The 13290-nt window shown below is 31.2% G+C and carries 15 protein-coding genes; all 15 read left to right on the top strand.

The features are described 5' to 3' along the window. The 15 genes from BMZ74_RS02220 to BMZ74_RS02290 all read left to right on the top strand — a co-directional run bounded on the left by BMZ74_RS02220 (position 1) and on the right by BMZ74_RS02290 (position 13278). Positions 1-462, top strand: coding sequence for a glycine/sarcosine/betaine reductase component B subunit (locus BMZ74_RS02220; RefSeq protein WP_089858966.1), 462 nt, complete (start codon positions 1-3; stop codon positions 460-462). Between the two features lie 42 nt (positions 463-504). Then, positions 505-1509 (top strand): proline racemase, encoded by a 1005-nt coding sequence (locus BMZ74_RS02225; protein WP_089858969.1) that lies wholly within the window; start codon positions 505-507, stop codon positions 1507-1509. Positions 1510-1563: 54 nt separating this feature from the next. Beyond that, positions 1564-2421 carry a sulfite exporter TauE/SafE family protein gene (locus BMZ74_RS02230; RefSeq protein WP_089858972.1) on the top strand — a complete coding sequence of 286 codons (858 nt, stop codon included), beginning with the start codon at positions 1564-1566 and terminating at the stop codon, positions 2419-2421. Positions 2422-2624: 203 nt separating this feature from the next. Continuing rightward, positions 2625-4055, top strand: coding sequence for a sodium-dependent transporter (locus BMZ74_RS02235; RefSeq protein ID WP_281244067.1), 1431 nt, complete (start codon positions 2625-2627; stop codon positions 4053-4055). 168 nt (positions 4056-4223) lie between these two features. After that, positions 4224-5492 (top strand): double-cubane-cluster-containing anaerobic reductase, encoded by a 1269-nt coding sequence (locus BMZ74_RS02240; protein ID WP_089858979.1) that lies wholly within the window; start codon positions 4224-4226, stop codon positions 5490-5492. A gap of 39 nt (positions 5493-5531) precedes the next feature. After that, positions 5532-6113 carry a CD3073 family putative ECF transporter S component gene (locus BMZ74_RS02245; protein WP_089858983.1) on the top strand — a complete coding sequence of 194 codons (582 nt, stop codon included), beginning with the start codon at positions 5532-5534 and terminating at the stop codon, positions 6111-6113. Beyond that, the gene (locus BMZ74_RS02250; protein ID WP_089858986.1) at positions 6113-6652 is read left to right on the top strand and encodes a CD3072 family TudS-related putative desulfidase; all 540 of its coding nucleotides are present in this window, start codon (positions 6113-6115) and stop codon (positions 6650-6652) included. Before BMZ74_RS02245 ends, BMZ74_RS02250 begins: the two co-directional genes overlap by 1 nt. A 25-nt stretch (positions 6653-6677) precedes the next feature. Further along, positions 6678-7142, top strand: coding sequence for a C-GCAxxG-C-C family protein (locus tag BMZ74_RS02255; RefSeq protein ID WP_089858990.1), 465 nt, complete (start codon positions 6678-6680; stop codon positions 7140-7142). 52 nt (positions 7143-7194) lie between these two features. After that, on the top strand, positions 7195-8157 hold the full coding sequence (locus BMZ74_RS02260; RefSeq protein ID WP_089858994.1) for a TDT family transporter: 963 nt from the start codon (positions 7195-7197) through the stop codon (positions 8155-8157). Positions 8158-8277: 120 nt separating this feature from the next. Continuing rightward, entirely contained in the window at positions 8278-8850 is a 573-nt protein-coding gene (gene yedF / locus BMZ74_RS02265) for a sulfurtransferase-like selenium metabolism protein YedF (RefSeq protein WP_089858998.1), read from the top strand. A 94-nt stretch (positions 8851-8944) separates the two neighbouring features. After that, positions 8945-10105: a double-cubane-cluster-containing anaerobic reductase gene (locus BMZ74_RS02270; protein WP_089859124.1), complete on the top strand. Its 1161-nt coding sequence runs from the start codon at positions 8945-8947 to the stop codon at positions 10103-10105. 76 nt (positions 10106-10181) lie between these two features. Continuing rightward, a complete protein-coding gene (locus BMZ74_RS02275) occupies positions 10182-10949 on the top strand; it encodes an amino acid ABC transporter ATP-binding protein (RefSeq protein WP_089859001.1) in 768 nt (255 codons plus the stop codon). Beyond that, complete coding sequence (locus BMZ74_RS02280; protein WP_089859004.1) at positions 10939-11598, top strand: amino acid ABC transporter permease; 660 nt, start codon at positions 10939-10941, stop codon at positions 11596-11598. Before BMZ74_RS02275 ends, BMZ74_RS02280 begins: the two co-directional genes overlap by 11 nt. A 39-nt stretch (positions 11599-11637) precedes the next feature. Then, a complete protein-coding gene (locus BMZ74_RS02285) occupies positions 11638-12477 on the top strand; it encodes a transporter substrate-binding domain-containing protein (protein ID WP_089859008.1) in 840 nt (279 codons plus the stop codon). Positions 12478-12516: 39 nt separating this feature from the next. After that, positions 12517-13278 carry an acyl-CoA dehydratase activase gene (locus BMZ74_RS02290; protein WP_089859011.1) on the top strand — a complete coding sequence of 254 codons (762 nt, stop codon included), beginning with the start codon at positions 12517-12519 and terminating at the stop codon, positions 13276-13278. The last annotated feature ends 12 nt before the right edge of the window (positions 13279-13290 follow it).

A 13290-nucleotide genomic window follows, 5' to 3' on the forward strand; every position in this document is an offset into this window, starting at 1 on the left:
ATGGGCATCGGCCCTTCAACTAAAGAAACAACTTTACATCATTTTAGAGATCCTTTATTAAATGTTGTAGATGCTGACCAAGATGTTGAAATAGTAGCTGTAATTATTGCTGGAACACCTCAAGATAACAAGAGTAAAGAATTCATAAGCAAAAGGACAGCAAATTGTCTAGAAGCTATGCGAGTTGATGGAGCAATTATTTCTAGTGACGGCTGGGGTAATAGTGATCTTGATTTTGTAAATACAATTGGTGAAGTAGGCAAAAAAAAGATTCCAATAGTGGGCTTAAATTTTATTGGTACTCAAGCTGAATTTGTAGTTACAAACCAATACATGGATACTATTGTTGATTTTAATAAGTCAGATGCAGGTATAGAAACTGAAGTTGTTGGTGAAAATAATGTCATTGAGCTCGATGCCAGAAAAGCACTTGCATTTTTAAAATTAAAAATGAGAAAATAAAAATCTAACTAAAGTATTTTAAATTATATAGGGAGGTAAATTATGAATTTTATTAAAAGTATTCAAGCTGTTGATTCTCATACAATGGGAGAACCGACCAGAATTATAACTGGTGGTGTACCAAAAGTACCAGGTAAAAATATGGCTGAAAAAAAAGCATATCTAGCAGAACATCTAGATAATATTCGAACTACAGTAATGTTTGAACCACGCGGTCACAATGATATGTTTGGTTCCATTATTCTTCCTCCGACTACTGAAGAAGCAGACTTAGGTATTGTGTTTATGGATGGTGGTGGTTATCTAAATATGTGCGGCCACGGTAGTATTGGAGCAGCTACAGTTGCAGTTGAGACAGGAATGGTAGAGGTAAAAGAACCTTATACAGAGGTTATTTTAGAGGCTCCAGCTGGTTTAATTAAAGCTCGGGTAGAAGTTAAAAATGGTAAAGCTAAATCTGTTTCTATAGTTAACGTTAATTCTTTTGTTTATCAAGAAAACCTAGAAATTGAGGTGCCAGAAATTGGGCCAATAAAATTAGATATTTCTTTTGGAGGTAGTTTCTTTGCTATAGTTAATGCCAAAGATCTTGGCATTCAAGTTAATCATGCTAATAGTGATCAATTAAAAAAGATTGGAATTCAAATCCGGGATATTGTAAATGAAACAATTAAAGTTGAGCACCCTGAAAAAAAATATATAAATACGGTTGACTTAGTAGAAATTTATGATGATCCATCTAACCCAGCTGCTGATAAGAAAAATGCAGTTATTTTTGGGCAGGGTCAACTTGACCGTTCTCCTTGTGGAACAGGAACTAGTGCTAAACTAGCTACTTTATATAAAAAGGGCCTGCTAAAAGAAAATGAAGAGTTTGTTTATGAAAGTATAACTGGAACAATGTTTAAAGGAAAGATAATAGCTTTAGCTAAAGTAGGAAACTTTGAGGCTGTTGTACCTGAAATAACTGCTAATGCCTATATAACTGGTTTTAATCAGTTTGTAATTGATCCTGAAGATCCTTTGCAATATGGATTTTGTTTATAGTAGTTATTTTTTAAATAAAACACTAATAAATAGTATTTAAGAGGAGTGAATAATTTGATTAATATTTTATTGGGTATGTTAGCCTTGTTGGGAAGTTGGTTTAGTGTTGAATTGGCTAGAGATACAGTTAAAAATCATAATAATATGGAAGCTAAAACAGATTGGATTAAATCAGGATTAATTGGATTTACTACTAATTTTTTTGATACACTTGGTATTGGTAGTTTTGCTCCCACAACTGCTTTGCTGAGAGGCTTTAAACAAATTAGTGACCGTGTTTTACCAGGTACTTTAAATGTTTCCTGTTCTATCCCTGTAATTATTGAGGCATTTATTTTTATTTCTGTAATTGAGGTTGCTCCACTTACATTATTTAGTATGTTAGCTGCAGCAACAGTGGGAGCCTGGATTGGAGCAGGGGTTGTTTCAGATTTACCTGAAAAAAAAGTTCAATATGGAATGTCGTTTGCTTTGTTTATTACTGCTTTTTTAATGATTGCTGGTCAACTGGGATGGATGCCAGTTGGCGGTGAGGCAGTAGGTTTAAGTGGGATAAAGTTAATGATTGCAATTGGTGCTAATTTTGTTTTGGGAGCTTTAATGACAGTTGGAATTGGGCTTTATGCACCCTGTATGGCTTTAATTTACATGTTAGGTATGAGTGCCCGGGTTGCTTTTCCTATTATGATGGGTTCCTGTGCGTTTTTAATGCCTGTTGCTTCAGTTAAGTTTATTAAAGAAGGTGCTTATAATCGTAAAGCTTCTCTGGCAGTCTCTATTGGAGGGGCAATTGGGGTTTTTATTGCAGCTTATATAGTAAAAACATTGCCACTGAACATTTTAACTTGGTTAGTAATCTGTGTAATTTTCTACACTTCAATTACAATGTTTAGAGCTGCATCTAATAAGTAGTTGCTTCTTATCATTAAAAACAGAAGAAATAATTTAAGTTAGCTTAAAAATATGAGTAATTTACTCTAAATAATTTGTTTTGGCAGGAGAAGATAAGATTACTCTATCAGAGTGCCATTTATCTCTTTTGCCTTTTTTGAAAATGAATATTATAATTATAATAGTTTTAAATTTCACATATAGTTAAGGAGGTTTGATTAGCGATTAAGAATGAACAATGGTCTAGCCGGTGGGGCTTTATTGCAGCAGCAATTGGTATGGCAGCTGGGACAGGTAATATATGGCGTTTTCCTCGAGTGGCAGTTCAAAATGGAGGAGGTAGTTTTATTATTGCCTGGCTAGTAGCACTCTTTGTTTGGTCCATTCCTTTATTAATTGCTGAGATGGTAATTGGTAAGAAAACACGATTAGGTACAATTAAAGCATTTACCCAAATGGGAGCTAGCAAGTATAGTAAATTTTTTGGTAGCTGGATTACATGGGTTTGCATTGCAATTATGTCATATTATTCTGTTGTTATGGGCTGGACAATTAAATATTTTATTTTGAGTTTAACTAATAATTTAACAACTAATACTAGTTTTATCTGGTCAACTTTTATTAATTCTCCAAATCAGACAATTTCTTTTCATTTTTTAGCAGTATTGTTATGTGTATTTGTAGTTTATAAAGGAATAACAAATGGGATTGAAAAAGTTACTAAATTTTTAATACCAACTTTGTTTATAATTTTGATAGTTTGTGCAGTTAGAGCACTTTTGTTACCAAACTCAATCAAAGGAATAAATTACTTATTTACTTTTAAATTGCAAGAATTATTAAATCCTAAGCTATGGTTAGAGGCATTTACTCAATCTGCCTGGTCAACAGGTGCTGGTTGGGGATTTATTATAACTTATGCAATTTATACTAAAAAAAATTCTGATATTGCAGTTAATTGTTTTATAACAGGTATTAGTAATAATTTAGTTTCAATAATTGCAGCTTTAGGTATAATACCAACCATATTTGCTCTTTCTTCTCAGCAAGCAGCAATGGAAGCTATTAATTCTAGTAATACTGGTTTAGCTTTTATTTATTATCCTAAGTTATTTCCGACTATGGTTGGCGGAAAATGGTTAGCAATACTTTTCTTTTTAGCAATGGTCATGGCATCTTTAACTTCAATAATAGCAATGTTTGAAGTGGCTGTTAAAAACTTAATGGATTATGGTGTTAGCAGAAAAAAAGCTGCAGTTATTACAGGTATAGTTGCCTTTTTATTAGGGCTCCCTTCAGCTTATAATATTGAAATTTTAAATAATCAGGATTTTGTTTGGGGGGTAGGTCTTTTAGTTAGTGGTTTATTTGTTAGTCTAACTATTATTAAATATGGTGCAGAAAAGATAAGAAATAATGAAATTAATACAGAATATAGTCAACTTTATATTGGTTCCTGGTGGACAAAGTTTATAAAATTGATCCCCATTATATTTATATTTATTTTTGGTTGGTGGATTTGGCAATCTATTATCTGGTATCCAGGCAATTGGTGGAATCCTTTTGCAGTTTATAGTTTAGGTAGTATTATTTTTCAATTTATAATAGTTTATTTGTTGATTTTATTAATAAATAAACTTAAATTTATAAACTGACTAATTAATCAAATGATATATTGGTAATATTACCAATATATCATTTGAAATTTTGCTTAAATAAAGTAGTTTTATATAGAAATCTTAGATTTAAAATGTTTTTTTATTTATCAAATAAGCAAAACTTATTCTTAAGATAAAAATTACTTATTACAGGAGTGAAAAACAATGGCAAAACATTATGAAATGTGGGAAAAACTGGGCCTTGACTTAGAAAAACATGATCAATTTTTAAATCCAGTTCCAGAATTATTTACTGAAATATTTATTAAACAAGATAACCGACCAGAAGGTATGGACTATTATGATTTTGTAGTTGGAGATATTCATGGAGTAAGAGTTAAAGAATTAGTTGCAGAAAAAGATAAAGGGAATCCAGTTATTTCTTCTTTTTGTGCTTTTGTACCAGATGAATTAATCATAGCTGCTGGTGGGGCAAGTATTGGGCTATGTGCTGGAGCTCAATTTCCTATTCCAAGAGCTGAATTAGAATTACCAAATGATATCTGCCCTTTAATTAAATCATCAGTTGGTTTTAAATTAGAAAGAGTTTGTCCTTATTTTGAAGTATCAGATTTTGTAGTTGGTGAAACAACTTGTGATGGTAAAAAGAAAGCCTGGGAATTTTTAAATGAACATATTTCTACTTATGTAATGGAATTACCTAACACTAAATCTGCATCTGGCCATCAACTTTGGCAGTCAGAAATTGAAAGGTTTAAACTTGAAATAGAGGAGCGTAGCGGCCGTAAAATAACTACTGAAAAATTAGCTGAAGCAATTAAGTTAGTTAATAAAAAAAGATCTGTATTAGAAAGGCTTTATAATACCAGAAAAGCTAATCCGGCTCCAATTAGTGGTAGAGACACTCTTCTAATAACACAATTAGCTTTTTTTGATGATCCAGCTAGATTCATTGAAAAAACAGAAAAACTTTGTGAAGAATTAGAAGCAAGAATAGCCAATAAACAAGGCGTTGTCAATTCTGAAGCACCTCGTATTTTGATTGCTGGAACACCAATGCCATTACCAAGTTGGAAATTACATTCTATTATTGAGTCTAATGGTGGTGTAGTAGTTTGTGAAGAAACTTGTACAGGAACTAGATATTTTGAGTCTAAAGTAGCAGAAAATGGACAAAATTTGGCTGAACAATTAGTTAACTTATCAGAGCGTGCAATGAATATCAATTGTGCCTGCTTTACTCCAAATGAAGCTAGAGTTGATGATATTTTGCGACTTGCTAATGAATATAATGTTGATGGAGTTATTTACTATAATTTGCAATTTTGTCAGACATATAATATGGAATACAATAAAGTTGCAGATGCTTTAAAAAAGGCTGATATTCCTGTTACTCAAATTGAAAGTGATTTTAGTGAAAATGATAGTGGACAATTAAATACTAGGATTCAAGCATTTTTGGAGATGCTGTAGTATATTATAATTATATAAGATATAAATATGGAGGTAAATATGAATAATAAATCGTTGGCATTGACTATGGCTGCTCTTGGAATTGTAGTTAATCTTGTTTTAGGAACTACTGTAGCAATGCTTAAAATACCACTTCTGTTTCTAGATACAGTAGGAACTATTTTTGTGGCAGCAGTATTGGGACCTGTATATGGAGCCATGGCGGGTGGCTTAACAAATTTAATTCAAGGAATGATTACAAATCCAGGAGATATTCCATTTGCTCTAGTTAATATTGTAATTGGAATTGTAGTAGGCTTAATTGCAAGGAAATATGGATTTAATTATTTAGTAGCGTTTTTAACAGGTTTGATTTTGGCAGTTATAGCTCCTTTAATTGGTACTCCTATTGTAGTCTGGTTATTTGGTGGAGTAACCGGAGGAGGAATTGACTTTGTTTTTGCCTGGTTATTGCATTCTACACAAAATATTTTTCAAGCTGCCTTTCTTTCTAGAATTACAGGTAACTTAGTTGATAAAGTAGCTAGCTGTTTATTAGTAGCTTTTTTAATTAAATATTTAGCAGATGATATTATTCGCCGCTTTGGCGATTTAAAGCAGAATAAGATTGATGGTAACTAATGGAAAGAAGCAAAAAGATTGTATTAATTGCTCATTGTATTTTAAATATTAATTCTAAAGTATCTGGACTTGCCAAAACTAACTTAGAAATGAAGTCAGTTATTCGCTTATTATTAGAAAAAGATCTTGGTATTATTCAATTACCTTGTCCTGAATTAACAATATATGGTAGCAGGCGCTGGGGGCATGTTAAGGAACAATTCGCAACTCCATACTATCGAAAACATTGCCGAGAAATATTTAACCCTTATTTAGAACAAATAATTGACTATCAGGCTGCTGGTTATGAAATCATTGCTTTAATTGGGGTTGAAGGGAGTCCGAGTTGTGGAGTTAATAAAACTTGTTCAGCTTGCTGGCAGGGTGAAGTGACTGATCTTAAACCAGTTGAGCTCGCGAGTTTAGAAATGATTGCTGAATCTGGTATATTTATTGAAGAAATAAAAAAAGTATTAAAAGAAAAAGAAATAAAGCTTCCTTTAATAGCAATTGATGAAGAAAAACCTGGTTTAACTAAAAGAAAAATTAAAAACTTATAAATAAAAAATATTAATTGGAGGAATTATGGTGAATAACAAACAAGAGGAATTAGTTAAAGAAGCTAGAAAAAGAGCAGAAGATTATTTCAGAAGAGGGGATTTTTATTGTTCTGAATCTGTTTTAACAACAATTAATGAGTTATTAGGAGAAGAAGTTGATCCAGAAATTGTTAAACTAGCTTCTGGATTTCCGATTGGAATAGGTAAGTCAAAGTGTTTATGTGGAGCAGTTAGTGGTGGTGTTATGGCACTTGGTTTGAAATATGGCAGAACTAAGCCAGGAGCAGTAATGCCGGAAAAATGTTTTCCTGCCAATGCAGCTTTACATGATTATATAAAAGATACTTATGGATCTACATGTTGTCGGGTATTAACTAAAGATTTTGATGAATTTGGCAGTCCAGAAAGAGCAGCTCATTGCATTCAAATCTCAGGTGAAGTTGCTGCCTGGGTAATGAAGCGCTTTATTGAGGATGGTGTTATTGAGTAATTTAATTAACTAAAATATATTAAATTAGTTACTAAAAAGGGGGAATTTAAGTATGAAAAACTTAATTAGAAAAACGCCTATTCCAATTGCTGGTTTAATGCTTGGTTTAGCAGGACTCGGGAACTTAGTAGTAGGACATGGAATTTACTACCGTTATTTAGCTGGATTATTATCATTTTTGATTACTATACTTTTAATTATAAGGCTTTTTATGAGTAAAGATACTCTTAAAAGTGAATTTGATAATCCAATTGTTGCAAGTGTTACTCCAACCTTTTTTATGGGATTAATGATTCTAGCCACTTATTTAAAGGAAATTATTCCATCATTAGCAATTTATATCTGGTATTTTGCTATTATACTACATATAAGCTGGATTTTATGGTTTACTATCCGTTTTATATTTAATTTTAAGCTTAAGCAAGTTTTTCCCAGCTTTTTCATTGTCTATGTTGGTTTGGTAGTAGCAAGTGTAACTGCACCAGTATTTAATAATTTAAAACTAGGTCAATTTATATTTTATTTTGGTTTTGTTGCTTATTTAATACTTTTACCAGTGGTTATTTATCGAGTTTTATTTTTTAAAAATATTAAAAGTCCTGCTTTACCAACTATTACAATTTTTACTGCTCCAGCAGCTCTTTGCTTGGCTGGTTATCTTAGTTCTTTTTCAGAAAATAATTTTACACTGACTGCTGTACTTACCTTATTAACTATAGTTATGTTGCTCGGGGTTACAATTTATCTGCCCAGGATGATTAAAATTGGTTTTTATCCGAGCTTTTCTGCTTTTACTTTCCCTTATGTAATAAGTGCAATAGGGTTAAAGATGTCAGCAAAATTTTGGCAGAATAAATTTGGCTTTAATTGGTTTAAATATTTGGCTGGAATAACTGAAATTTTAGCTATTGGATTAGTTCTATTTGTTTTACTAGCTTATATTAATTTCTTTCATAAAAGCTACCAGTATTTAAAAAATGGTCTACCTAATAAACAGAAAGTAGTTAGTAATTAAAAAAGAATAACTTATTAATTTTTAAAAGATAATTTTAAGTCTTTTTTATCTTGTATACTAGACTAGAGTTAATAATTAACTTTGTTTTAGTTATTATAAAAATCTAAGGAGATGTTAAAAATGAAAGAAGTAGATGCTAGAGGACTTACTTGTCCCAAACCAGTTATAATGACAAAAAAGGCTCTATCTGAGGAAGAACAACTATTAGTTTTAGTAGATAATGAAGTTGCTGCTAATAATGTTGCAAAATTGGCTAAAAAAATGGGCTGTCAAGTAACTACATTGGCGGAAAAAGGTAATTATAAGTTGACTATTAAACAGGTAGATAACTTAGACGCAAGCGAATCTAGAGCAGCTAGTATTGGTAAAACATATTTTATTACTTCTAATTTACTTGGTGAAGGTGAATCAGAATTGGGCGAAATATTGATGAAGGGCTTTATTAGTACTTTATTAGAAATTGATCCCTTACCAGTTAAAATAATTTTTATGAATAGTGGAGTTAAAATACCAACACTTAATAAAGCTGCATTAGAAAGTCTAGAAATACTGGCAGATAAAGGTGTAGAAATTTTATCTTGTGGAACATGTCTTGACTACTATGGATTAACAGAAAAATTAAAAATAGGAAATATTAGTAATATGTATGAGATTCTTGCGTCCTTAAATTCAGAAGATATAGTTAAAATATAGTTAATTAGTAAATTATTAATTATAAACTCATTTTATATATAATTTAATAGTTATTTTACAGCAAAGAAAAATGTAATATAAGGAGGTGAAAAGTATAACTAGTTTAAATGATTACTTTGCCCAACTACATATCGAAGATTTAAATGATTATGGTCCCATAGCTATCAAAAATTTAAAAGAAAATGAACAAAAAAATATTGTTGGTATTTATTGTGTATTTACCCCAACCGAGCTTATTTCAGCTGCTAATGCAATTCCAGTTAGCTTATGCAGCAAAAATGGATCTACAATTCCAGATGCTGAGAAATATTTACCTCGCAATTTGTGTCCTCTTATTAAATCAAGTTATGGCTATGCAATAACTGATAAATGTCCTTATTTTCATTTTTCTGACTTGATAGTAGGAGAAATAACTTGTGATGGTAAAAAAAAGATGTATGAGTATTTAAATGAATTAAAACCTGTTCATGTAATGCAGCTGCCCCAAATGAATTCTCATGAGATTTATTTTGAGTTTTGGAAGCAAGAAATGATTAGGTTAAAAAAGAGGTTAGAAAAAGAATTTAACGTTCAGATAAACAATCAAAAATTAGCTGCTGAAATTAAACTCAAAAATTCTGAAAGATTAGTTTTAAAAGAACTTTATCAATTGCAAAAACTAACTCCACCTCCGTTATTTGGATCTGAAGTTTTAAGATTATTAAACTTATCTCAGTTTACCTTTGATAAGCAGGTTGCCAATAATCGAACTAGAAAAGCTATAGATAAAATAAAACAATTATACCAAAATGGAGATAAAAGAATTTCAGATTCTGCCCCCAGAATTTTAATTACTGGATGTCCAATGGGAAACTCTACTGAGAAAATTGTTAAATTAGTTGAAAAAAATGGTGGTGTAGTAGTTTGCTTTGAAAATTGTACTGGAATAAAAGATAAAGAAGATTTAGTTTTAGAAAATTGTGATCCAATTGAAGCTCTGACACAAAAATATTTAAATATTCCATGCTCTTGTATGAGTCCTAATGATAATAGATTTGAGCTATTAATTAAAATTATTACTGAATATCAAATAGATGGAGTAATTGATATGGTTCTTCAAGCATGCCATACTTATAATGTTGAAACACTTAGAATGAAAGAATTTGTGAATATTGATAAAGAAATTCCATATATGAGTCTAGAAACAGATTATTCTTCAGCTGACATTGAACAACTAAAAACAAGAATATCAGCTTTTTTAGAAATGATGTATTGATTTAAGTTAATTATAGTTTTAAATCATTTTAAGGTTAGTCCATTTCTATTTGGAGAATAAATTGGAGAGGATATTTTTGATAAAAATAGAAAATCTAAAAGTTATTTTTGGTGAACTTAATGTTTTAAAAAATATTTCACTTAATATAAATAAAGGCGAAGTCATTGCTTTAATTGGTCCTTCTGGGGCAGGTAAATCAACTCTTTTAAGATGCATAAATTTTTTAACTAAACCAACTGCAGGCAGGATTATAGTTGATGGATTTGTTTTTGATTCAGAAAAATATACTAAACAAGATATTTTAAAACTTCGCAAAAAAACTGCTATGGTTTTTCAAAATTATAATTTACTTAAAAACAAAACTGCTCTTGAAAATATCATGGAACCATTAATTATTGTGCAAAAGAAGCAGAAAAAAGAAGCGGAAAAAACAGCCAGTAACTTGCTTGCAAAGGTTGGCTTAATTGATAAAAGAGATTCATATCCAAAAGAATTATCAGGGGGCCAGCAGCAGAGAGTTGGTATTGCTCGTGCGATGGCAGTTAATGCTCAGGTTATTCTTTTTGATGAGCCTACTTCTTCTTTAGATCCAGAATTGGTTGGAGAAGTTCTAAGTGTAATTAAACAATTAACTTTAGAAGATAATAAAACTATGCTAATTGCAACTCATGAGATGAAATTCGCTCGAGAAGTTGCTGATAAAATTATATTTTTAGAGAGTGGCCATATTGGTAGCATAGGAACTCCAGACCAAATTTTTCAGAACTGTAAAAATAGGCGAATAAGAAAATTTGTGAGCCAGATAGCTGATATAGAATATGAGGTGGGGCTTGATGAATTTTGATCTGCAATGGTTTTTTAATTTGTTTTCTATTGTTCTACCTGGTTTGCGTATTACATTGGCAATATCTATTATTTCTTTAGTTTTTACTTTAATATTATCTATTTTGATAGCAATTACCAGATATTATAAAGTGTGGGGATTGAATTTATTCTGGAAAGGATACATAACTTTTTTTCGCGCTACTCCACTTGTGGCACAGCTATTTATCCTTTATTTTGGCTTGCCAAGCATAATAACTTCTCTAAAATCAATGACAGCATTTCAAGCTACTGTGATAGCTCTTACTTTAAATACAGCTTCTTTCATGGCAGAAGATTTAAGGGCAGCTCTTGAATCAGTAGATATTGGCCAACTTGAAGCATGTTATGCAATGGGAATGACAAAATATCAAACAATGAAACGTGTCGTACTACCGCAAGCTTTAGAGACAGCATTACCGTCAATTGGTAATCGTTTTATTGGTATTATTAAGGGTTCTGCTTTAGGTTTTACAGTTGGTCTGGCTGATATTATGGCTAAAGCAAAAATTGAAGCAGCTTTAAGTCTACGCTTTTTTGAGGCCTACTTATGTGTAACATTAATTTACTTAGTATTAGTTTGTGTAGTTGAACATATTGAAGCACGGGTACAAAAAAAATTAAAGATATAATAAAAAATTTGTAAACTATCTAAAAAGGAGAAATATAAAATGAAAAAATCTAAATTTTTATTTATAATGCTATTAATTGTGGGGGTAAGTATTTTAACTACTGGTTGTAACAAAGAGTCTGCTCAAGGAGAAATAAATTCTGCTTCAGATAAGATAACCAAGATTGTTGTAGCTTCAGGTTCATCTTCTATACCAAATAGTTATATTGAAAATGGTGAGCACAAAGGGCATGAAGTTGATATTTGGAATGCTATTGCTAAAAAAACTGGTTTAAAAGTAGAGTTTATAACAGGTGAGTTTAATACTTTATTTGGTTATCTTGACTCTGGTAAAGCAGATACAGTAGGTAATACAATTACAATTAATGAAAAAAGAAAAGAGAAATATAATTTCTCGGAGCCATATGCCTATATTCCAGAGAAAGTAGTTGTCCATAGTGACCGATCAGATATAACAAAATTGAAAGATATTTCTGGTATGAATTGTGGTTTTTCTGCTGGTTCTAATGGAGGTAATTTATTTGAAGAAATTGCTAAAGAACAAGGGATTGAAATAAATATGATAGCCTATGATAGCTCTGAATTACTATGGTCAGCTTTTAGACAGGGAAAGGTTGATGCAATGATTTTAGCTGGAGCAGAAGCTGCTTATAAAATAAAAAATGATTTACTTGATGCAAGAATGGTAGAAGAAAATATAGCGGTTGGTGAAAAAGCATATCCTTTTGTTAAAAATAATGAAAGATCTGAAAAACTGAGAGCGATTGTCACAAAATCAATTCAGGAGATGAAGGAAGATGGTGAATTGGCTCAAATATACCAAAATTGGTATGGGGTTGATTTTAGTTCAAAACCAGCAGATGCTAAAATAGCTAATTAAGGTATAGAAATTTATTTAATATTAGGAGGAGTTAACAATATGTATTCCCTTGGAATTGATATTGGTTCTGTAGCTACTAAAGCAGTGCTTTTCGATGGAGATATTGTAGATAGAGTTATCCTGCCAACTGGCTGGAGCCCTAGACAAGCGGGAAAAGATGCTGTGATAGAATTATTAAAAAAGAATGGAATAAATCAAGTTAATAAAATAGTTGTAACTGGTTATGGTAGAATTGCCGTTGATTTTGCAGATAAAGTAGTTACCGAAATAACCTGTCATGGGAAGGGAGCTTATGTTCTTAATAATAAAGTTAGAACTATAATTGATATCGGGGGTCAAGACAGTAAAGGAATTAATATTAACAAGCATGGCAAAGTGATTGACTTTATTATGAATGATAAATGTGCAGCTGGGACTGGAAAGTTTTTAGAAGTAACTATTAATTCTCTTGGAGAAGATATTACTGAGATTGATGAATTAACTAGAAAGGCTGTTGCTGAAAAAATAAATAGTATGTGTACTGTTTTTGCTGAATCAGAAGTTGTTAGTTTATTGGCTCAAGGCGCTGATAAAGCAAATATTATTATGGGGATTATAGATTCAATAGCAGCTAGAACAGTTTCGTTGCTTAATAAGATAAATATAACTGATGAAGTTTTGTTTACTGGAGGACTGGCAAATAGTTCACAGATAACAAATCAATTAACCAAAGTATTACAAAAAAAAGTAAAGACAGATACAAATTCTCAATTTGCTGGAGCCATTGGAGCAGCGATCATTGGTTGGGAAGAACTTCAGTAGGGTAACTATAAT

The organism is Halanaerobium salsuginis (assembly GCF_900114545.1).
Classification (GTDB): Bacteria; Bacillota; Halanaerobiia; order Halanaerobiales; family Halanaerobiaceae; genus Halanaerobium; species Halanaerobium salsuginis.